This is a genomic window from Streptomyces sp. NBC_00457 (assembly GCF_036014015.1).
GTDB lineage: Bacteria > Actinomycetota > Actinomycetes > Streptomycetales > Streptomycetaceae > Streptomyces.
The window spans coordinates 8,189,884-8,209,821 of record NZ_CP107905.1; the positions used below are offsets into that span (position 1 = coordinate 8,189,884).

Annotated in this window: 18 protein-coding genes; 9 read left to right on the plus strand and 9 right to left on the minus strand. The window is 70.3% G+C overall.

Annotated features, from left to right (window positions below; genetic code table 11):
- Nucleotides 1–202: 202 nt before the first annotated feature.
- The 5 genes from OG828_RS37425 to OG828_RS37445 all read left to right on the plus strand — a co-directional run bounded on the left by OG828_RS37425 (nt 203) and on the right by OG828_RS37445 (nt 7,096).
- Nucleotides 203–1,630 carry a hypothetical protein gene (locus tag OG828_RS37425; protein ID WP_328503682.1) on the plus strand — a complete coding sequence of 476 codons (1,428 nt, stop codon included), beginning with the start codon at nt 203–205 and terminating at the stop codon, nt 1,628–1,630.
- A gap of 189 nt (nt 1,631–1,819) precedes the next feature.
- Nucleotides 1,820–3,271: an alkaline phosphatase PhoX gene (locus OG828_RS37430; protein WP_328503683.1), complete on the plus strand. Its 1,452-nt coding sequence runs from the start codon at nt 1,820–1,822 to the stop codon at nt 3,269–3,271.
- Between the two features lie 487 nt (nt 3,272–3,758).
- A complete protein-coding gene (locus OG828_RS37435) occupies nt 3,759–5,342 on the plus strand; it encodes a TROVE domain-containing protein (protein ID WP_328503684.1) in 1,584 nt (527 codons plus the stop codon).
- A 93-nt stretch (nt 5,343–5,435) separates the two neighbouring features.
- A complete protein-coding gene (locus OG828_RS37440; RefSeq protein WP_328505009.1) occupies nt 5,436–6,065 on the plus strand; it encodes a GntR family transcriptional regulator in 630 nt (209 codons plus the stop codon).
- A 14-nt stretch (nt 6,066–6,079) separates the two neighbouring features.
- Nucleotides 6,080–7,096 (plus strand): 1-aminocyclopropane-1-carboxylate deaminase, encoded by a 1,017-nt coding sequence (locus OG828_RS37445; protein WP_328503685.1) that lies wholly within the window; start codon nt 6,080–6,082, stop codon nt 7,094–7,096.
- 67 nt (nt 7,097–7,163) lie between these two features.
- Here OG828_RS37445 and OG828_RS37450 read toward each other — a convergent pair whose 3' ends face one another.
- From OG828_RS37450 to OG828_RS37485, 8 genes are all read right to left on the minus strand, one after another.
- Nucleotides 7,164–8,381, minus strand: a complete 1,218-nt coding sequence (locus OG828_RS37450) for a TerD family protein (protein WP_328505010.1) — start codon at nt 8,379–8,381, stop codon at nt 7,164–7,166.
- An 86-nt stretch (nt 8,382–8,467) separates the two neighbouring features.
- Nucleotides 8,468–8,689 carry a hypothetical protein gene (locus OG828_RS37455; protein WP_210575706.1) on the minus strand — a complete coding sequence of 74 codons (222 nt, stop codon included), beginning with the start codon at nt 8,687–8,689 and terminating at the stop codon, nt 8,468–8,470.
- Nucleotides 8,690–9,046: 357 nt separating this feature from the next.
- Nucleotides 9,047–10,036 carry a zinc-dependent alcohol dehydrogenase family protein gene (locus tag OG828_RS37460; RefSeq protein ID WP_328441266.1) on the minus strand — a complete coding sequence of 330 codons (990 nt, stop codon included), beginning with the start codon at nt 10,034–10,036 and terminating at the stop codon, nt 9,047–9,049.
- The gene (locus OG828_RS37465; protein WP_328366886.1) at nt 10,033–10,878 is read right to left on the minus strand and encodes a carbohydrate ABC transporter permease; all 846 of its coding nucleotides are present in this window, start codon (nt 10,876–10,878) and stop codon (nt 10,033–10,035) included. Before OG828_RS37465 ends, OG828_RS37460 begins: the two co-directional genes overlap by 4 nt.
- Nucleotides 10,875–11,813: a carbohydrate ABC transporter permease gene (locus tag OG828_RS37470; protein ID WP_210575703.1), complete on the minus strand. Its 939-nt coding sequence runs from the start codon at nt 11,811–11,813 to the stop codon at nt 10,875–10,877. The genes OG828_RS37465 and OG828_RS37470 overlap by 4 nt, the downstream gene beginning before the upstream one ends.
- Nucleotides 11,810–13,180: an ABC transporter substrate-binding protein gene (locus OG828_RS37475; RefSeq protein WP_328366890.1), complete on the minus strand. Its 1,371-nt coding sequence runs from the start codon at nt 13,178–13,180 to the stop codon at nt 11,810–11,812. The genes OG828_RS37470 and OG828_RS37475 overlap by 4 nt, the downstream gene beginning before the upstream one ends.
- A 75-nt stretch (nt 13,181–13,255) precedes the next feature.
- Nucleotides 13,256–14,026: a DeoR/GlpR family DNA-binding transcription regulator gene (locus tag OG828_RS37480; RefSeq protein WP_328366893.1), complete on the minus strand. Its 771-nt coding sequence runs from the start codon at nt 14,024–14,026 to the stop codon at nt 13,256–13,258.
- 302 nt (nt 14,027–14,328) lie between these two features.
- Nucleotides 14,329–15,153 (minus strand): NAD-dependent epimerase/dehydratase family protein, encoded by an 825-nt coding sequence (locus OG828_RS37485; RefSeq protein ID WP_328503686.1) that lies wholly within the window; start codon nt 15,151–15,153, stop codon nt 14,329–14,331.
- A gap of 203 nt (nt 15,154–15,356) precedes the next feature.
- Here OG828_RS37485 and OG828_RS37490 point away from each other — a divergent pair, with 203 nt between their 5' ends.
- The gene (locus OG828_RS37490; RefSeq protein WP_328503687.1) at nt 15,357–16,298 is read left to right on the plus strand and encodes a 5-dehydro-4-deoxyglucarate dehydratase; all 942 of its coding nucleotides are present in this window, start codon (nt 15,357–15,359) and stop codon (nt 16,296–16,298) included.
- Entirely contained in the window at nt 16,295–17,467 is a 1,173-nt protein-coding gene (locus OG828_RS37495; RefSeq protein ID WP_328503688.1) for a hypothetical protein, read from the plus strand. The genes OG828_RS37490 and OG828_RS37495 overlap by 4 nt, the downstream gene beginning before the upstream one ends.
- On the opposite strand, the gene OG828_RS37500 is transcribed toward OG828_RS37495, so the two are convergent.
- Entirely contained in the window at nt 17,404–18,615 is a 1,212-nt protein-coding gene (locus tag OG828_RS37500) for an MFS transporter (RefSeq protein WP_328503689.1), read from the minus strand. The two genes, OG828_RS37495 and OG828_RS37500, sit on opposite strands and share 64 nt — an antisense overlap.
- Before the next feature lie 119 nt (nt 18,616–18,734).
- Between OG828_RS37500 and OG828_RS37505 the strand changes: the two genes are divergently transcribed.
- The gene (locus OG828_RS37505) at nt 18,735–19,169 is read left to right on the plus strand and encodes a VOC family protein (RefSeq protein WP_328366908.1); all 435 of its coding nucleotides are present in this window, start codon (nt 18,735–18,737) and stop codon (nt 19,167–19,169) included.
- Nucleotides 19,170–19,264: 95 nt separating this feature from the next.
- Nucleotides 19,265–19,858, plus strand: coding sequence for a TIGR03086 family metal-binding protein (locus tag OG828_RS37510; protein WP_328366911.1), 594 nt, complete (start codon nt 19,265–19,267; stop codon nt 19,856–19,858).
- Nucleotides 19,859–19,938 lie beyond the last annotated feature (80 nt).

The window sequence follows — 19,938 nt, forward strand, 5'->3', positions numbered from 1 at the left end:
GTAGAAAAGAGTGAACAGCCCAGGAAAGAGTGAACAGTTGTCCCCCTGTTTCTACGCGCGTCAATCTCCTGCCTGATCACGCCAGTTGTCAAGGTTTCAGCCATGTACAGGGCCTGACCGGGAGATGAACCGGGCGGCATGGGTGTAAATCCGTCTACGCTGAGCGTCTAAGTGGTAGAACGCGCCCGAGGAGAACCAGTTCATGTCTGACAGCTCCCCCCTGCCGCCGGTGCGGCTGCACCCCGAAGCGGAGCTGGCGCGGGACGCGCTGTCCACGCCGTTGCTGTCCCGCGCGGCACGGCTCGCCCGCTGGGCCGGACCCGAGACCCGCGTCGACGCCGGTGGCGGGCTCGTCGACGAGCAGTTGCCCGCCGCCGCCGAGGCCCTCGGGCTGACCGGCGACGACGCCGCCGCCTGCGCCAGCGAGGCCTGGCGGGTGGCCGTCGACACCGGCCTCGTCGAGATCGCCGACGAGGAGGAGGGCACGGTCGTGACGGGCGACGACCTCGCCCTGCTCACCGGCGGCTCGCCCCACGACGTGCTCGCGGTGTGGCTCGGAGCGCTGGAGACGGTGCTCGCCGACGCGAGCGTCCCGGACCTCGACGACCTGGTCGAGGCGGTCGACGAGGGCGGCGGCATCGACTTCTCCTCCCTCGACTGGGACCCCGAAGCGGAGGCGCAGTTCCTCGACGGAGTGCTGGCCAACCTGTATGTGCTGACGGTCAGCGAGGACGGTCCGGGCGGCGGGCCGGTGCCGCTGCCCGCGCTCGCCGCGTCCATGATCGTGCCCAGCGACATGGGGGAGCCCACCAACGACGTCCTGGAGCAGGTCTCCGACGCGATGATGCGCCTCGACGACCAGTTCCGGATGCTGGCGCCCGTCGGTCTCGTCGAGTTCCAGCCGGTCGACGAGGCGCTGATGGCCGACGCCGACGAGGAGCCCGCGTCACCGGTCGACGACACGGACGTCTCCCGCTACGGCATGGTCAGGCTGACCCCGCTCGGGCTCTACGGGCTGCGGGCGCGGCTGCTGGAGGCCGGGGTCGAGGCGCCGGCCGTCGGCGATCTCGCGGACAAGGGCGCCGACGCGCTGCTCGACGGGACCTCCGTCTTCCCGCCGGCCGCCGCGCAGGCCGAGACCGAGCAGTGGCTGGCCCGCCGCGACCCCCTCGCCGCGGCGCGGGAGTTGCTGGCCGCGGCGCGCGGGGCCGACGAGGGCGCCCCACTGCGGAGGCTGCGCTGCCAGCAGGCACTGTCACTCGTCGGCGCGGAGGCCGAGCCCGCGCTGCGGGAAGTGCTCGACGACGCGGAACTGGGCGGGCTGGCGCGGGTCTGGCTCACCGAGCACGGGGCGCCGGACGTGCCCGCGCCGTCCGAGGCGATGGTGTTCTGGCTGACCATCGACACGGTTGCCGCGCAGCTTGCGGCCGAGGGTAATTCCGATGAGCTGAGGGGGCTGGTGGAGGGGCTCGCTCAGCAGCACGGGGGGTTCTTCGCGGCGGCCTGGCGGGTGGAGCATCCGGCCACCGCGGATGTGCTGGAGGCGATGGGGCGGTTGCATCCGGACAAGCGGGTTGCGAAGGAGGCGCGGAAGGCGGCGTTCAAGGCGCGGTCGCAGCAAGGGGGGTGAGCTTGTCGGGCGGGTGCGGGCTCGTCGTGGCTGGTCGCGCAGTTCCCCGCGCCCCTGGCGGCGTTCGTGGAAGCGTGTGTTCTGGAGATCCCCGGAGTTCAACCGCAGTTCACACGTGAGCGGGAGCGTGGTGGCCGAATACCGAGGTTCGCCACCCTCCACGGCATACCCACCGTTACAGGAGTACGCATGTCGCTCACCCGTAGGGACTTTGCCAGAAGCTCCGCGATCACCGGTGCCGGTGTCGCGCTCGCGGGCAGTGTCGGCGCCCTCGCCACCGCACCGAACGCGCTCGCCTCCACCGACGTCGAGAGCGAGGCCGAGGGAACGGACGCCGCGTACGGCCGGGTCGGGTACGGGCCGCTGATCCCCGACCCCGACGGCATCCTCGCGCTGCCCGCCGGCTTCAAGTACCGCGTCATCACCTACAGCGGCAAGACCAAGCTGGAGTCGGGCGAGACCACCCCGTCCAACCACGACGGCACCGCCGCCTTCGACGGCCCGCGCGGCACCACGCTGCTGGTCAACAACCACGAGATCGGCGGCCCGTACGCCGACGCGGACGCCCCGGTCCCGCTCGCCGAGGGCCTCGTCTACGACCCGGCCGCGGCCGGCGGCTGCACGGTCGTCGAGGTCCGCCCCGGCGGCGAGGTCGCCGAGTGGGTCGGCATCGCCGGCACCTCCACCAACTGCGCCGGCGGCAGCACCCCTTGGAACACCTGGCTCACCTGCGAGGAGACCGAGGACAAGGCCGGCTCCAGGGGCATGACCAAGGACCACGGCTACGTCTTCGAGGTCGACCCCTCCGACCGCCGCGCCAACAAGAACCCCAAGCCCATCAAGGCGCTGGGCCGCTACGCCCACGAGGCCGTTGTCATCGACCCCAAGCGCGGCCACGCCTACCTGACCGAGGACGCGTCCAACCCCAACGGCCTGCTGTACCGCTGGACCCCGCCCGAGGGCTTCCGCCACGGCCGCGGCAAGCTGCGCACCCTCGCCGACGACGCGGGCACGTTCGAGGCCTTCAAGTGTTTCGACTCCGGCGGCAAGTTCGTCGACGACCTCTCCCGCGCCACCAAGATCGGCACGGTCTACGGCGTCGACTGGATCGACGTCCCCGACCGCGACGCCAGGACGACCTCCGTGCGCAAGCAGTTCACCACCGGCCAGGTCACCCGCTGCCGCAAGCTGGAGGGCATGTGGTGGGGCGACGGCGGCGCGTACATCGTCTCCTCGTACGCCCGCGCGGAGAGCCCCGGACAGCCGCACGACGGCCAGGTCTGGTTCTACGACCCCAAGCGCCGCACCCTCACCCTGAAGGTCCTGCTCGGCGTGAACGCCGACCCGTCCAAGGACGGCGCCCTCGACGGCCCCGACAACATCACCGTCTCCCCGTACGGCGGCCTGATCCTCGCCGAGGACGGCGAGGGCATCCAGCACCTGTTCGGCGCGACGGACAGCGGTCGGACGTACCCCATCGCCCGCAACGACCTCAACGTCGGCACCGAAGAGGAGCCCGAGTACAGCGAGTTCACCGGCGTCACCTTCTCGCCCTGCGGCCGCATCCTGTACGCGAACATTCAGGACCCGGGCATCATGGTCGCGATTACCGGCCCTTGGAAGCGCCAGAAGCGCGGCTGATTAATTCAATGGCCCGGCCCGCGGTACGCCTCCTACAGTGATGCATGTCCAGGTGCGAAGGCAGGACCTACTTCCACTGATAATGGGGCGGCCGCGGGTTCGAGTCCCGCCACCGGTACAACGCGCCGGTGTAGCTCAGGGGTTAGAGCACCTACGTCGGTTCCGCCGGCCTTGAACTCTGGACACCACAATTTCATGCATGTCACGCACCTCCCGGTGCGCAGGCTGCGGCTACTTCTCTCTCAAAGAATCCACGCCGCCGCCGACTTGATCTCGGGAGGCGCAGCAGATGGTGTGTGCCCGGTGCGCAGGCAACGGTTACTTCTGGGATCAGAGGGTTGCGGGTTCGAGTCCCGTCATCGACTCAGGGTCGGTGTAGCTCAATCGGCAGAGCATCTGACTGTTCCGTCGCCGACTCCTGACCTCGGGCACATTCCATTTGCTGCGCCTCCCCCTTGGAAAATCAATGAATTCGGGGGAATTCACCATGGCGCGTTTCAACACCAAGAACACCAGGGCACAGCCCACTTCCCGCGTGACGTCGACCGGGCGCGTTCTGCGTACCCACCAGGGCGGCCGGGGTCAGGAGCGTGACGCACGCTCCGAGCTCTTTCTCCTCTCGATCGCCAACTTCGTCGCGCAGCAGACCTTTTACGAGAGCGGCGAGGCCCGCGACGACCGGTTCGCCGAGCTCGTACGCCGGGTCGCCGTCGAGGACCCGGAGTGGACCGCGGGCCTGCTCGGCTGGCTGCGCGGTGAGGGCAACCTGCGTACGGCCTCGATCGTGGGCGCCGCTGAATACGTGAAGGCGCGCCTCGACGCCGGCGCGACGGACGGCCCGTCCAACCGGCAGGTCATCGACTCCGTGCTGCGCCGCCCCGACGAGCCCGGCGAGCTGCTCGCGTACTGGACTTCGCGGTACGGCCGAGCCATCCCGAAGCCCGTGAAGCGTGGCGTCGCCGACGCCGTACGCCGCCTCTACAGCGCCAAGTCGCTCCTGAAGTACGACACGGCGTCCAAGGGCTACCGCTTCGGCGACATCCTGAACCTGGTGCACGCCGCGCCGGATCCTCAGAAGCCGTGGCAGGGCGACCTGTTCCAGTACGCCCTCGACCGCCGGCACAACCCGGACACGGCTGTGGTGCCCAAGTCGCTGCCGGTTCTGGCGGCCCACCGTGACCTGATGGCACTGCGGCCCGCCAAGCGGCGCAGGGTCGTGACCGGTGCGGGCGGCGCGCAGCGTCTCGCGGACGCGGGCATCACCTGGGAGGCGCTGGCCGGCTGGCTGCAGGGCCCGATGGACAAGGCGGCCTGGGAGGCCGTGATCCCGTCCATGGGCGCCATGGCACTGGTCCGCAACCTGCGGAACTTCGACGAGGCCGGTGTCTCGGACGAGGTGGCGGCCCAGGTCGCCGCGAAGATCAGCGACCCGGCGGAGGTGGCGCGCTCGCGGCAGTTCCCGTTCCGCTACCTCGCCGCGTACCAGCACGCCCCGTCGCTGCGCTGGTCGTACCCGCTGGAGCAGGCACTCGGTCACTCGCTGGCCAACGTGCCCGCGCTGCCGGGCCGCACGCTGGTGCTCGTCGACCGCTCGGGCTCGATGTTCTGGTCGCGCCTGTCCGACCGCTCGGAGCTGAACCGGGCGGACGCCGCGGCGATCTTCGGTACGGCGCTCGCGCTGCGGGCGGCGGACGCGGATCTCGTCGAGTTCGGCACGAGCAGCAACCGGATCCGCTTCCGCAAGGGCGAGTCCGTACTGAAGGTGCTCGACCGCTTCGGTGACCTCGGCGGTACCGATACCACCGAGGCGGTGCGCAAGCACTACAAGAAGCATGACCGCGTCCTGATCATCACGGACGAGCAGGCCGCGTACAGCCACCACGGCGACCCCACCGAGCAGGTGCCGGCCCGCGTGCCGGTCTACACCTGGAACCTCGCCGGGTACCGGGCGGGCCACGGCCCGTCGGGCCGTGGCAACCGCCACACCTTCGGTGGCCTGTCGGACGCGGCGTTCCGGATGGTGCCGCTTCTCGAGAGCGCACGGGACGCCGACTGGCCCTGGGTCGCGTAGTCAGGGTGTGCAGGGTGTGCCCCGCACTTCGGTGCGGGGCACACCCTTGTCCGGCGCCGTGACTGACATCTAACATTTCAGTTTGTGGAAGCCATACCGCGCACCCTGCTCCGCGACCGTGCCTACGAAGCGATACGGGACGCCATCGTCGCCGGTGAGATCGAGCCCGGTGCGGTCGTGCGGGACGGAGAGTTCGCCGAGCGGCTGGGGCTGTCGCGGGCGCCGGTGCGGGAGGCGTTCTCGCGGCTCGTGGACGAGGGGCTGCTGGAGAGCAAGCCGCAGAGCTATACGCGGGTGACTCCGGTCGTCGCGGGCGACGTACGGGACGCGGCGGCCGTCGTCGGAGCCATGCACGAGCTGGCCACCCGGGTCGCCGTGCCCCGGCTGTTCGCCGCGGACATCGAGAAGATGCGGGCCGCCAACGAGCGGTTCGCCGCCGCCGTCCGCGCGGGCGACGTCGACACCGCCCTGCACGCCGACGACGAACTGCACGACGTCCTCGTCCGGGTCAGCGGCAACCGCGCCGCCGCGGCCACCGTCGCCCGCTACACCCCCCTCATCCGCCGGCTGGAGCGACGCCGCTTCGGTGAGGGCGGCACGTGCCGGTCGCCCGGACTGCACGAACGGCTGATCGCGGCCTGCGGGGACAAGGACGTGGACGAGGCGGTCCGCGTCACCGCTGAGATCTGGCGCACCCTCGTGGACCTGGCCGACTCCGACTGAGCCAAGGAGGCTCCATGTCCCTCTCCTCGTACGAGCGTTACCCGCTGCTCTTCGGCCCCTCACCGGTGCACCGGCTGGACCGCCTCACCGAACACCTCGGCGGCGCGTCCCTGTGGGCCAAGCGCGAGGACTGCAACTCCGGTGTGGCGTACGGCGGCAACAAGACCCGCAAGCTGGAGTACCTGGTCGCCGACGCGCTCGCCAAGGGCTGCGACACGCTCGCCTCCATCGGCGGGGTGCAGTCCAACCACACCCGTCAGGTCGCCGCCTGTGCCGCCCGCGCGGGACTCAAGTGCGTGCTGGTGCAGGAGAGTTGGGTGGAGTGGCCCGACTCGGTGTACGACAAGGTCGGCAACATCCTCATCAGCCGCCTTGCCGGCGCGGACGTACGGCTCGTGCGCGCCGGGTTCGGGATCGGCTTCAAGGAGAGCTGGGAGCAGGCACTCAGGGAGGTCGAGGAGGGGGGTGGGAAGCCGTACGCCATTCCTGCCGGCGCCTCCGACCATCCGCTCGGCGGCCTGGGCTTCGCCGGGTGGGCGTACGAAGTCGCCGATCAGGAACGGGAGTTGGGCGTCTTCTTCGACACCGTGATCGTCTGCTCGGTCACCGGGTCGACGCAGGCCGGCATGGTCGCCGGATTCCGTGCGCTGGAGGAGGCGGGCGGGCGCACCCGACGGGTCATCGGCATCGACGCGTCCGCCGCCCCCGTCCGCACCCGGGAGCAGATCGCGCGGATCGCGCAGGGCACCGGGCAACTCATCGGCGTACAGAAGGAGTTGACGGAAGCCGACGTCGAGCTGGACGAGCGCTACCACGCGGGCACGTACGGGATTCCCGACGAGGCGACGCTCGCGGCGATGCGGCTCGCCGCCCGGACCGAGGGGATGGTCACCGACCCCGTGTACGAGGGGAAGTCGATGGCCGGGATGATCGACCTGGTCTCGCGGGGAGAGATCGGCCGGGACTCCACGGTGCTCTACGCCCATCTCGGCGGGCAGCCCGCGCTGAACGCGTACAGCGCGCTGTTCTAGACGACCGAACGCCGGGCCGCCCCCGCGGTCGGGGCGCCCCGGCGTTCGTATCGACTCGACTCGGCCGCTACAGCGACTGGGCCGCGGGCTTCACCATGCCGCGCACCGTCCGCGACTTGACGAAGTCGCCGATCGCCGTCATCTCCCACTCGCCGGAGAACTGGCGGATCAGCTTGGCCATGATCACGCCCGTCTGCGGTTCGGCGCTGGTGAGGTCGAAGCGGACCAGTTCCTCGCCGGTCGAGGCGTCCAGGAGGCGGCAGTAGGCCTTGGCGACCTCGGTGAACTTCTGGCCGGTGAAGGAGTTGACGGTGAAGACCAGGCCGGTGACGTCCTGCGGGAGGCGGCCGAGGTCTACGGTGATCACCTCGTCGTCTCCGCCGCCCTCGCCGGTGAGGTTGTCGCCCGAGTGACGGATCGCGCCGTTCACGATCTGGAGCTTGCCGAAGTAGCAGCTGTCGATGTGGTTGCGCTGCGGGCCGTACGCGATGACCGAGGCGTCCAGGTCGATGTCCTTGCCGCGGTACGCCGGCTCCCAGCCGAGGCCCATCTGGACCTGGGAGAGCAGGGGGCGGCCGCCCTTCATCAGGGACACCGTCTGGTTCTTCTGGAGGCTGACCCGGCCCTTGTCGAGGTTGATCTTTCCGGCGCCGGGGGCGGGGGCGGCCGGGGGCGGGGACATGGCAGGGGCCGGCGGGGTGACCGGGGACTGCATCGTGGGCGTGGGGGCCGGCGGGGGCGGCGGCGGGGTGACCGGCTGGGGCGGTGCTACGGGAGCCGGGGTGGGCGCCGGTTCTTCCACGCTGACGCCGAAGTCGGTGGCGATGCCCGCCAGGCCGTTGGCGTATCCCTGGCCCACCGCGCGGGCCTTCCAGACGCCGTTGCGCAGATAGATCTCCACGACCACCAGGGCCGTCTCGGCGCCGAGCTGCGGGGGCGTGAAGGTGGCCAGGGCGCTGTTGTCGTCCGCGTTGCGGATCGTGGCCGTGGGTTCGATGCCCTGGAAGGTCTGGCCGGGGGCGTCCGGGCTGGCGGTGACGACGATCTTCTCGATGCCGGGGGGTACGGCCGCGGTGTCTACCGTGATCGCGTCGGGGGCGGTGCCGCCGCCCGAGCGGTACGTCACGCCAGGGCCGCTCGGCTGGTTGTAGAAGATGAAGTCGTCGTCCGAGCGCACCTTGCCGTCGGCGGTGAGCAGCAGGCCCGATACGTCGAGCCGCACCGGGGCGGCGACGTCCACCGTCACGCGCGCGGTGGGAAGAGGGATGTTCGAGCCGGGGGTCATAGCTGTCATGCCCGGTGAACGAGCGAGGGTGTTTTGCCGTTCCCTTACCTGGGGGCCAATCGGCTGAGTGGGGTTTCAGCGGCGGTTCAGTGGCGGTTGCGGGGGTGGTTGCGTGCCGTGCGTTCGTTGCCGCGTTTGTAGTTTCCCGTCCAGCGGGCCATGACGAGCTGCGGGTCGGCCGTGGTGACCTCGTGGCGGAACTGGTCCGCTCGGGAGCCGCGCAGGACTGTTGCCTCGCGGCCGGAGTGCGTGATCAGGACGGTGCCGTCGGGGCGGTCCTCGTACTGGAAGCCCTGGGGTCTTGGCATGGTCGCGATGGTACGGGCGCGGGGTGGTACGGCCCATCGATTTTCGCCCCCGCCGCCCCTACCCGTCCCATCCCTGGGGGCTGCCGCCCCCAGACCCCCGCTTCGGCCTGAACGGCCTCGTCCTCAAACGCCGGACGGGCTGAAATGCACGCACCGGCGCTGAGAAGCGCGCGCCCCCAGCGGGTGGGTGGGGGTTGGGGATGGCGGTTCTCGTCTTCGAACGCCGGACAGGCTGGAAAACCAGCCTCTCCGGCGTTTGAGGAGCGGGGGTCCAGGGGGCAGAGCCCCCTGGCGGGGTTGAAGGGGCGGAGCCCCTTCAGGATGGGACGGGTAGGGGCGGCGGGGGCGAAGAAAGGGCTACGGCACTACCACGATCTTGCGGCCGACCCCCGATGCGAACTGGTCCAGTGCCTCCGGGTACCGGTCCAGGGGGATGCGGTCGCTGATGAAGATGTCGGGGTTCAGGACGCCCGTTGCGAAGAGTTCTGCCGCGCGTTCGAAGCTGTGGAGGACTGCCATTGAGCCCGTGATGGTGATCTCCTGGTTGTAGATGCGGTACGGGTCGATCGTCACGCGCGTCGCGTAGTCCGCCACGCCGAACTGCAGGAACGTGCCCGCCTTCGCCACCCGTTCCAGACCGTCCTGGATCGCCGCAGCGTTGCCGGTGGCGTCGATGACGAGGTCCCAGCCCTGGGGGCGGTCGAGTTCGTCGGGGTTCGCGGCCGAGGATGAGACGCCCAGGCGGCGGGCTGTCTCCAAGCGGGTGGGGTTCACATCCACCACGTCGACGCTCGCCGCGCCGGTCCGCTTGGCCAGTTCCAGCATCATCAGGCCCATCGTGCCGGAGCCGTAGATGAGGACGTGGGCGCCTAGGCGGGATTGGAGGACGTCGTAGCCACGGACGGCGCAGGACAACGGTTCCACCAGTGCCGCGTCCTGTGTGCGGACGTGTTCGGGCAGTCGTACGCAATTCGCCACCGGAGCCACCGCGTACTGCGCCGCACCCCCGGCCGTCGTCACGCCGATCGCCGCCCAGCGTTCGCAGAGGTTGTTGTGGCCCGTGCGGCAGTACCGGCACTCGTAGCAGTAGAGGGATGGGTCCACCGCTACTCGATCGCCTATCGACAGCTCCGTGACCTGGGTTCCCACCCCGACCACCTCGCCCGCGAACTCGTGGCCGGGCACGATCGGCAGCTTGGGGGCGAACTCGCCCTGGAGGATGTGCAGATCCGTTCCGCACAGGCCGCACGCCGCGACCTCGACCACGACATCGCGTGGTCCTGGCGTCGGGTCCGGGACCTCGGCTACGACGGCCTTGCCCACGGACTCGATGACGGCGGCCTTCATTTGACGGCTCCCAACGACAGGCCCTGGACCAGCTTGTCCTGGGCGGCGAACCCCGCGGCGAGCACCGGCAGGGAGATGACGAGCGACGCGGCGCACACCTTCGCCAGGAACAGGCCCTGGCTGGTGATGAAGCCGGTCAGGAAGACGGGGGCCGTTTCGGCTACGACGCCTGTCAGCACCCTCGCGAACAGCAGCTCGTTCCAGCTGAAGATGAAGCAGATGAGGGAGGTTGCGGCGATGCCTGGCAGGGCGATGGGGGCCACCACTCGGGCCAGGATCGTCGGGAGTCGCGCACCGTCCACCCTGGCCGCCTCGATCACCTCCACCGGGATCTCGGAGAGGAAGGACTGCATCATCCAGACCGCGATCGGCAGGTTCATCGACGTGTAGAGGATGACCAGCAGCCAGACGTTGTCGAGCATGTCCGTGTTCTTGGCGAACAGGTAGATGGGCAGCAGGCCCGCCACCACCGGCAGCATCTTCGTGGAGAGGAAGAAGAACAGGACGTCCGTCCACTTCTTCACCGGGCGGATCGACAGGGCGTATGCCGCGGGGAGGGCGAGGAGGAGGACGAACAGTGTCGACGCCACCGATGCCACCGCCGAGTTGATCAGGGACGGCCAGGGGCTCGCGCCGCCGCCCGCTCCGAAGAACTCGCGGTAGCCGTCGAGGGTGAGGGCGGCCGCGATGGACGGCGGGTTGGTCGCCGCGTCCTCCTCGGAGTGGAAGGACGTCAGCGCCATCCAGGCGATGGGCAGGAAGAAGACGATGCCGGTCAGCCAGGCCACCAGGCCCAGGCTGATGCCCTTGCGCTTGCGGATGCGTACGGCGATGTCGCTCATGCGCGGCCCACCTCCTCGCGGAACAGGGACGACACGACGCGCAGGGCGAAGGTCGCGATGATGATCGAGCCGATGACCACCAGGACGCCGGCGGCCGAGGCGAGGCCGTTCTCATGGGCCTGGTAGAAGGTCTGGTAGACGGTGTAGGGGAGGTTGGCGGTGCCCAGGCCGCCCGATGTGATCGTGAAGACCGCGTCGAAGTTCTGGACGATGTAGATCGAGCCCAGCAGGGCGCCCAGTTCGAGATAGCGGCGCAGATGCGGGAGCGTCAGGTAGCGGAAGATCTGCCAGTCGCTCGCGCCGTCCACCCGCGCGGCCTCCATCTGCTGCTGGTCGCGGCTCTGCAGGCCCGCCAGCAGGATCAGCATCATGAACGGGGTCCACTGCCAGACCAGCGCGGCTTCGACGGCTAGGAGCGGGGTGTTGGAGATCCAGTCCGGCTGTGGGCCGCCGACGTAGTGCAAGAGGCCGTTGAACAGGCCGTATTCGGGGTTGTAGAGGACGTGCTTCCAGAGCAGCGCCGCAGCCACCGGGACGACCAGGAAGGGGGCGATCAGCAGGGTGCGGACCAGTCCCCGGCCCTTGAACTTCCGGTCCAGGAGCAGCGCCAGGGCCAGGCCCAGGACCAGGCTGGCCAGCACCACGGCCACGGTGAGCAGGATCGTCGTCCATACGGAACGGCGCAGGTCCGGGTCGGTGAGGACTTCGGAGTAGTTGGCGAAGCCGGTGAACTCGCGGGCGTCGGGGTAGAGCGAGTTCCAGTCGAAGAACGAGATCACCAGCGTGGCCACGAAGGGGAGCTGGGTCACGACGATCATGAAGATCAGGGCGGGGAGGAGGGGGGCGCGGGTGGCCCAGGCGCGCATGCGTCCCGAGGGGCGCTTCTCGGCGCGGACGGTTGGTGTGGCGATCGGAGCGGTGGTCGTGGCGGTCATCGTCCCTCGTACTCCTCGGAGATCTTCTCGGCGAGCTGCTGGGACTTGCTCAGGGCCGAGTCGACGGACTGGCGTCCGGCGATGGCCGCGCTGATCTCCTGGGAGACCTTGGTGCCGAGGTCGGTGAACTCGGGGATGCCGACGAACTGGATGCCGGGTGCCGGGCGCGGCTGCACTCCCGGGTCGTTCGGCTGGGCGCCTTCGATGGCTTCCTTCGTCGTCTCCTGGAAGGCGGCGGCCTCCGCGCGGTAGTCGGGGTTCTCGTACGTCGACGCGCGCTTGCCCGCCGGTACGTTCGACCAGCCGATCTCGTCGCCGACCAGCTGCTCGTACTCCTTGCTGGACGCCCAGGACACGAACTTCCAGGCCTTGTCGGGGTTGCGGGAGGCGTCCTGGATGCCCCAGGCCCAGGTGTAGAGCCAGCCGGCGGACTCGGTCTTCTCGACCGGCGCGGGCACGTAGCCGACCTTGCCCTTGACCGGGGAGTCGGCGGACTCCAGGGAACCGGCCGCGGAGGTGGCGTCGTACCACATGGCGACCTTGCCCTGGGTCATGTTGTTCAGGCACTCGGCGAAGCCGGACTGGGCGGCGCCGGACTCGCCGTGGTCACGGACCAGGTCGACATAGAACTTCACCGCCTTCTCCCACTCGGGGGAGTCGAGCCGGGCCTTCCAGTCCTTGTCGAACCAGGTGCCGCCGAAGGTGTTCACGACCGTGGTGAGCGGAGCCATGACCTCGCCCCAGCCCGGCAGGCCGCGCAGACAGATGCCCTTCATGCCGGACTCGGCGCCGTCGGTCTGCGCGGCGAGGTCCGCCACCTGCTGCCAGGTGGGGTGCGCGGGCATCGTCAGGCCCTGCTTCTCGAAGACGTCCTTGCGGTACATCAGGAAGGACGACTCGCCGTAGAAGGGCTGGCCGTAGAGCTTGCCGTCCTCGGCGGTCAGGGACTCGCGCATCGGCTTGAGGATGTCCTGCTCGTCGTACGCCGGGTCCTTGGCGACGTACGAGTCCATCTCGTGCAGCCAGCCGTTCTTGGCGTAGATCGGTATCTCGTAGTTGGACAGGGTGGCCACGTCGTACTGGCCGGCCTGGTTGGCGAAGTCCTGGCTGATCTTGTCGCGGACGTCGTTCTCGGGGAGGACGGTGAAGTTGACCTTGATGCCGGTCTCTTTGGTGAAGTGGGCGGCGGTGAGCTTCTGGAGCTCCACCATCTGGGGGTTGTTCACCATGAGGACGTTGATCGAGTTTCCGCCCGATCCGGCCCCGCCCGCGCCGACCCAGCAGCCGGTGAGCAGCGGGGCGAGCAGCGTCCCTGCGGCGACCGCGGCGAGTGTGGCTCGCGGCCTCCGACGGCTCTGGGTTCGCATGGATCGCTCCTGAACATTTGGGGAGATAAGGGGTGTTGCCGGGCAAGGAGGTGCCCTACAGGGGGGGGTGGATTTTCAGACCCGGATGACCTGTGGCCCCAGCAATGAGTAGCGGTGGGCCTCGGCCGTCGGGAGCAGGGTGCTCGTGACGATCGCCTCCAGTGCGCCGACCTCGGCGAACCGGCAGAAGCTCACCGCCCCGAACTTGGTGTGCACGCCCGCGAACACGGTGCGCCGGGAGGCGCGCACGGCCTGTGCCTTGACCTCGCTGACCGCGGGGTCGGGGGTGGTCAGACCGTGTTCGCGAGAGATGCCGTTGGCGCCGATGAAGGCGAGGTCGATGACGAAGCCGGCGAGCATCTTCGTCGTCCAGTGGTCGACGGTGGCCAGGGTGCCGGAGCGGACCCGGCCGCCGAGGAGCAGCACCGAGATGCCCTCGACCTCGGCGAGCGTGCCCGCGACCGGCAGGGACGCGGTGACCACGGTCAGCGGCCGGTCCCGGGGGAGTGCCTCGGCGATGAGCTGGGGGGTGAACCCCTCGTCGACGAAGACGGTCTCGGCGTCCCCGAGCAGCTCGGCCGCGGCGACCGCGATGCGTCGCTTCTCGGGGACATGGCTGGTGGCGCGGAAGGCGAGCGTCGTCTCGAAACCGGCGCTCTCCACGGGATACGCGCCGCCGTGGGTGCGGCGGACCAGTCCGTGGTCCTCCAGGGCGCGCAGATCCCGTCGTACGGTCTCCTTCGCCACGCCCAGCTCGGCGGCGAGCGCGGTGACATCGACCGAGCCGGAGGCGCGAGCGACGCGGACGATCTCCCGCTGACGCTCTTCCGCGGTCTTCTCGCCCATGACCGACACCTGCCTTCGTACGGTGAGCTCCGTTGCCCGTTCGGGCCCGGTGGGACCCATGGAGGAAGTTCTACAGCGGGCGCGCGACACTGACCAGGCCTGTTGGGGGCCCGATAATGCCCGTGTGTGCCCGTTCGACTCTACCGGTGCCCGCCTCGGACCAGCACGGCTGTCGAGAAGGGCGTGAGATCGGGCAGGACCCGTGCCCGGATACGCCGACGGGCGGGCCCGTTCGGTGCCCGCCCGCCGTAGAAGTGCTCTCGCGTACGTATGAGTGAAGCAAGTATGAGTGAAGTCGGACGTCAGTACGGCCAGATCGGCGGATCGCTGACGAAGTGGCCGCCGAGGTAGGCGTGCGCCACGTTCTCCGGGTCGAGCTCGCCCTGTTCGGCGATGAGCTTCTCGGCGTACGGCTCGGAGTCGTCCTGCGGTGCGTAGCCAAGGGCCCGCGCGGTGGTCAGGTCCCACCACAGGCGGGTGTTGGCGGAGGAGCCGTAGACGACGGTGTGGCCGACGTGCTCGGCGGTCAGGGCCGCGTGGAAGAGCCGGGCGCCGTCGGCCGGACTCATCCACACCGAGAGCATGCGCACGCTGGTCGGCTCGGGGAAGCAGGAGCCGATGCGCACGGAGACGGTCTCCAGGCCGTGCTTGTCCCAGAAGAACTGGGCGAGGTCCTCGCCGAATGACTTGGACAGGCCGTAGAAGGTGTCGGGGCGGCGCGGTGTGTCGATCGGGATCAGTGCGCTTGAATCGTGGGGTGCGTCGCCCTGCGGGCGGGGCGTGAAGCCCACCGCGTGGTTGGAGGAGGCGAAGGCGATGCGCTCGACGCCCTCCTGGTGGGCCGCCTCGTACAGGTTGTACGTCCCCTCGATGTTCGCCCTGAGGATTTTCTCGAACGGGGCTTCCAGGGAGATGCCCGCGAGATGGATGATCGCGTCGACGCCCCGGACGGCCTCGCGCAGGGCGCCCTTGTCGGCGAGGTCGGCGACGATCGCGTCCGGCTCGCCCTCGATCGGGCGCAGATCGAGCAGGCGGAGTGTGTAGCCGTAGTCCGGGAGCAGGTCCCGCATCAGGGTGCCGAGCCCGCCGGCGGCGCCGGTGAGCAGAACGATGCGGGGGGCTGGCATCCTCGGTTCTCCTTGAGTTCAGGGGCCGTATGCATGCACGCACGGTATTCACATTCATGGACAAGCTAGGGATCACCGACCTTGCCCGTCAAGGGTGGCGCAGCCTGCGTTCATAAACGTAAACTCTGATCAGAAACCTGCATGCCGTTCTCCTCCTGTGCAACCGCCCTCGTTCGCAGCCGTCCTCGTTATAGGGAGCGCCCGTGACGCCAGCCCCCCTTGCCGCACGCCTGAGCATCCCCAGCGGGCCGCTGTTCTTCCCCGTCACCGCCTACGGCCCCGACGGCGCGGTCGACCTGGACGTCTACCGCACCCATGTCCGCCGGGGCGTCGAGGCCGGGGCCGCCGCCGTGTTCGCCTGCTGCGGCACCGGGGAGTTCCACGCGCTCACGCCGGAGGAGTTCGAGGCCTGTGTGGGCGCGGCCGTCGAGGCGGCCGAGGGGCGCGTCCCGGTCGTCGCGGGCGCCGGCTACGGCACCGCGCTCGCCGTGCGGTACGCGCGGCTCGCGGCGGCGGCCGGGGCGGACGGGCTGCTCGCCATGCCGCCGTACCTCGTCGTCGCCGGGCAGGAGGGGCTGCTGCGGCACTACCGGGAGGTGGCGGACGCGACCGCGCTGCCCGTGATCGTCTACCAGCGCGACAACGCCGTGTTCACGCCGGAGACGGCCGTCGAACTGGCCCGCACGGACGGGATCATCGGGTTCAAGGACGGGCTCGGCGACCTGGACCTCATGCAGCGCGTCGTGAGCGCCGTCCGCACCGAGGCCCCCGGCGACTTCCTCTACTTCAACGGACTGCCGACCGCCGAACAGACCCAGCTCGCCTACCGCGGCATCGGCATCACCCTCTACTCCTCCGCCGTGTTCTGCTTCGTCCCGGAGATCGCCCTCGCCTTCCACCGGGCGCTCGGCTCCGGCGACGACACCACCGCGCACCGGCTGCTTGACGGCTTCTACCGGCCCTTCGTCGACCTGCGCGCCCAGGGCCGCGGCTACGCCGTCTCGCTGGTCAAGGCGGGCGTACGGCTACGGGGGCTCGACGTCGGTCCGGTACGGTCGCCGCTGCACGAACCGGCCGGGGAACATGTGAAGGAGCTGGCCGAACTCATCGACAGGGGCTACGAGTTGCTGCAGGAGGATGCGTGAAGGCGTCGACATTCGCCTACCCCTGGGACGTCAACGGCGACCCGGCGGCCCCCGGCCGGATCGCCGCGCTCGGGGTGCGGCAGGTGACGCTCGCCGCCGCCTACCACTCCACCCGCGCCCTCACCCCCCGCCACCCGCGTCACCGCATCGTCACCGCCGAGCACGCGGCCGTGCTGTATCCCATGGACGACCGGTGGGCCGGGCGGCAGCTGCGCCCGTACGCGGCCGGTGACTGGGCCCCGGGCGACGCCTACGGTGAGGCGGCCGCCGCGCTCGCGGACGCCGGCCTGGAGGTGCACACCTGGGTCGTCCTCGCGCACAACTCCCGTATGGGCGCCGAGCATCCGGACACCTCGGTCGTCAACGCCTACGGCGACCGCTACCCGTGGGCGCCTTGTATCGCCCAGCCCGACACGCGCGCGTACCTGATCGACCTGGCCGCCGAGGCGGCGGTACGGCCCGGCGCGCGCGGCACCGAACTGGAGTCCCTCGGCTGGTACGGGCTGCAGCACCTGCACGCCCACGACAAGACCGGCGGAGTGGGCCTCGGGGACGCCGGGCAGTACCTGATGTCGCTCTGCTTCTGCCCGCACTGCCGCACGGGGTACGGCGAACAGGGTCTGGACGCCGACGAGTTGGCGGCAGCCGTACGCACCGCGCTGGAGCCCGTGTGGCAGGGCGCCCCCTCCGACGGAGGCTGGGCGGCGATCGAGAAGCTGCTCGGCGAGACGAACGCGACGGCCACGCGCGCGTGGCGCGACGACACTGCCCGCACGCTCCAGGAGGCCGCGGTCCGAGCCGTGCGCGCGGCCGCTCCCGACGGCTTGCAGGTCCTGCTGCACGCCGACCCGGTGTCGTACCACTGCGGTGCGAACGCGGGGGTGGACCCCGAGCACATCCTGTCGGTGGCGGACGGTGTGGTCGTACCGTGCGCGGGCGGGCCGGGTCTGCTCACGCCCTTCGTGGAGCAGGGCGGTGTGGAGCGGGGGAGTGCTGTCATCGCCGCCAACTTCACCGTCGTCTCCGGTATGGGCGGCAGCCCGGCCACGCTCTCCGCGGACCTGGCCCGCGCCCGGGAACTCGGGGCGACCGAAATGCGGCTGTATCACGCCGGGTTGGCATCGGACGGCGACCTGGAGGCGGTGCGCGCCGCACTCACCGCGAGCTGAGCCGCCGCCGTCAGCCACGCCAGGCCCAGGACCGGCAACAGCAGCCGGTGGTCGACCAGTTCGACGAGACCGGCGCCCACGGCCAGCCCGACCACGTTCGGCGCGAACATCAAGGTGTTGGCCGTGGCGACCGTACGCCCCAGCAGCGCATCCGGTGTCTCCCGCTGTACGGCGGTCAACGCGGCGATCAGTACGCACGGCAGCCCCGCGCCGATCGCCGCGCTGCACACCAGGGCGACCGCGTCGGACGGCACCGCCCGCAGGGCCGCCGCGACGGCCGTCACCGCCATCCCGCACGCCGCGAAACGAGGTGCGCCGAGGCGCCGCAGCCCCGCGCCCGAGAGCAGGCCGACCGCCACCGAACCGGCACCCTGGACGGCGGCGAGCAGCCCGGCGTACGCGGGGGAGTGGCCGAGGCCGTCGACGACGGCGTAGACCAGCGCGCCGTTCACGCCCGCGCAGAGCATCGTCGTACCGCCCGCGAGGACGAGGGGCCGCAGTCGGGGGTGCGCCCGCAGGTGCCGGGCGCCCTCGGAGGTCCGCCCACGCCCGCCGGAGACCGGCCGGGGCTTCTCCTCCCGGACGCGGAGACCGGCGTACAGGCCGATGGCCAGCGCGAACGTCATCGCGTCCAGAAGCGCCACGCTCGGGCCGCCGTACGCCGTGTACAGGCCCGCGCCCGCCAGCGGGGCCACGAGTTTCATGCCCTCGGTGGCGGTCATCCGCAGCCCGTTGAAGTCGCCGAGCAGGGATCGGTCGACGGCGGTGACGACCAGCGCCGACTCCGCCGCGTCATGTACGACGCCCGCCGCGCCGTACACGAACAGGACCGCGAACAGCAGCCACAGGCCGTCCGCGGAGTCGACGGTGAGGAGGGCGGGCAACAGGGCGGCCAGGAGCACGTTGGTGCCGATGAGGAGAGGTTTGCGGCGGGTGCGGTCGGCGAGCGTGCCCAGGAGGGGGCCGAACAGGGTCGGCGCCCACATGGCGAGCATGCTGAGCGCGGCCAGGCCGTCCGAGCCGGTGAGGTCCTTGACCCATACGCCGGACGCCAGCCACAGGGCCGACGTACCGAAGCCGGAGACGACCACGCCCGAGAGATACAGCCCCGCGTTGCGGTCGCGCAGCACTGTCCAGGTCGGTGTCATGCCTGGTCATGGTGGTTCTAAGGCAGGGTGGCGGGCATCGGGCAGATGCCTTAATACGGCTGCGGAAGCACGATGGAAGGACGGGCGCCGGTCAGTCGTCCGGGCGAGGAGGCAGCCCTGTGGAATGGACCCTTGAAGTGATCCCGGTCCCGGTGTCCGACGTGGACCGGGCCAAGAGCTTCTATGCCGATCAGTGCGGTTTCCATGCCGACGTCGATGTCTCGCCGTTCGAGGGCGGGCGGTTGGTGCAGCTCACGCCGCCCGGCTCGCGGTGCTCCATCGTGCTGCAGAGCGGTCTGCCGCAGACGCCGGGCCAGCCGGAGATGGCGCCCGGCTCGCTCCAGGGCCTCCAGCTCTGCGTCGCGGACATCGAGGCGGCCCGGGAGCAACTGGTCGCGCGGGGTGTCGAGGTCGGGCCGGTGCGACATGTGGGCGCGTCCGGGTGGGAGGAGGGCAAGGGCGAGGGCGACTGGAACTCCTTCGTGTTCTTCAAGGACCCCGACGGCAACGGCTGGGTGGTCCAGGAGATGCCGGCGCCGCTCGCGCAACGCTGAGGAGGCGATGAGCGGACCGGCCGATGAGTTTTGTGTCGTGGGCGGGTCCACCACCTGAGCAGAGACCGCGACCGCCGACATCAGGAGGACCCGCCATGCCCGAGCCGATCATCGACCTCGGCCCGCAGACCAGGATCGTGGCACGCCTGGCGGACGGTGTGCCCGACGAACGGCTCGGGGACGTGACGCCCTGCCCCGACTACACCGTGCGCAACATGCTCGGGCACCTCACCCACCTGGCCGCCGCCTTCCGCGACGCCGGCCGCAAGGACCTCGGCCCCGGCACGGACACCGACCCCGGCGCCTCCGTGCCGGACATCGCACCCGGCTGGCGCGAGGAGCTGCCCAAGGTCCTCGACGAACTCGCCGAGGCCTGGCGCGACCCGGCGGCCTGGACCGGCGAGACCCGCGCGGGCGGTGTGCCGCTGTCGGGCGCGGAGGCCGGAGCCGTCGCCGTGGACGAGCTGGTCATCCACGGCTGGGACCTGGCCCGCGCCACCGGCCAGCCCTACGAGCCCGACCCCGCCGCCCTCCAGCTCTGCCACGGCCTGCTCCTCGCCGCAGCCGACGACCCCTCCCGCGGCGGCGGCATCTTCGGCCCGGTCGTCCCGGTACCGGAGGACGCACCACTGCTCGACCGAGCGGTGGGCCTGAGCGGCCGCGACCCGGGGTGGACGCCCGCGCCGTAACTTCAATTTCCTTCGGCAGAACCTGTCAGAAGCATTGACGAAACATTGCGCCCCTCTTACCTTCAACGCGTCGTACTTCG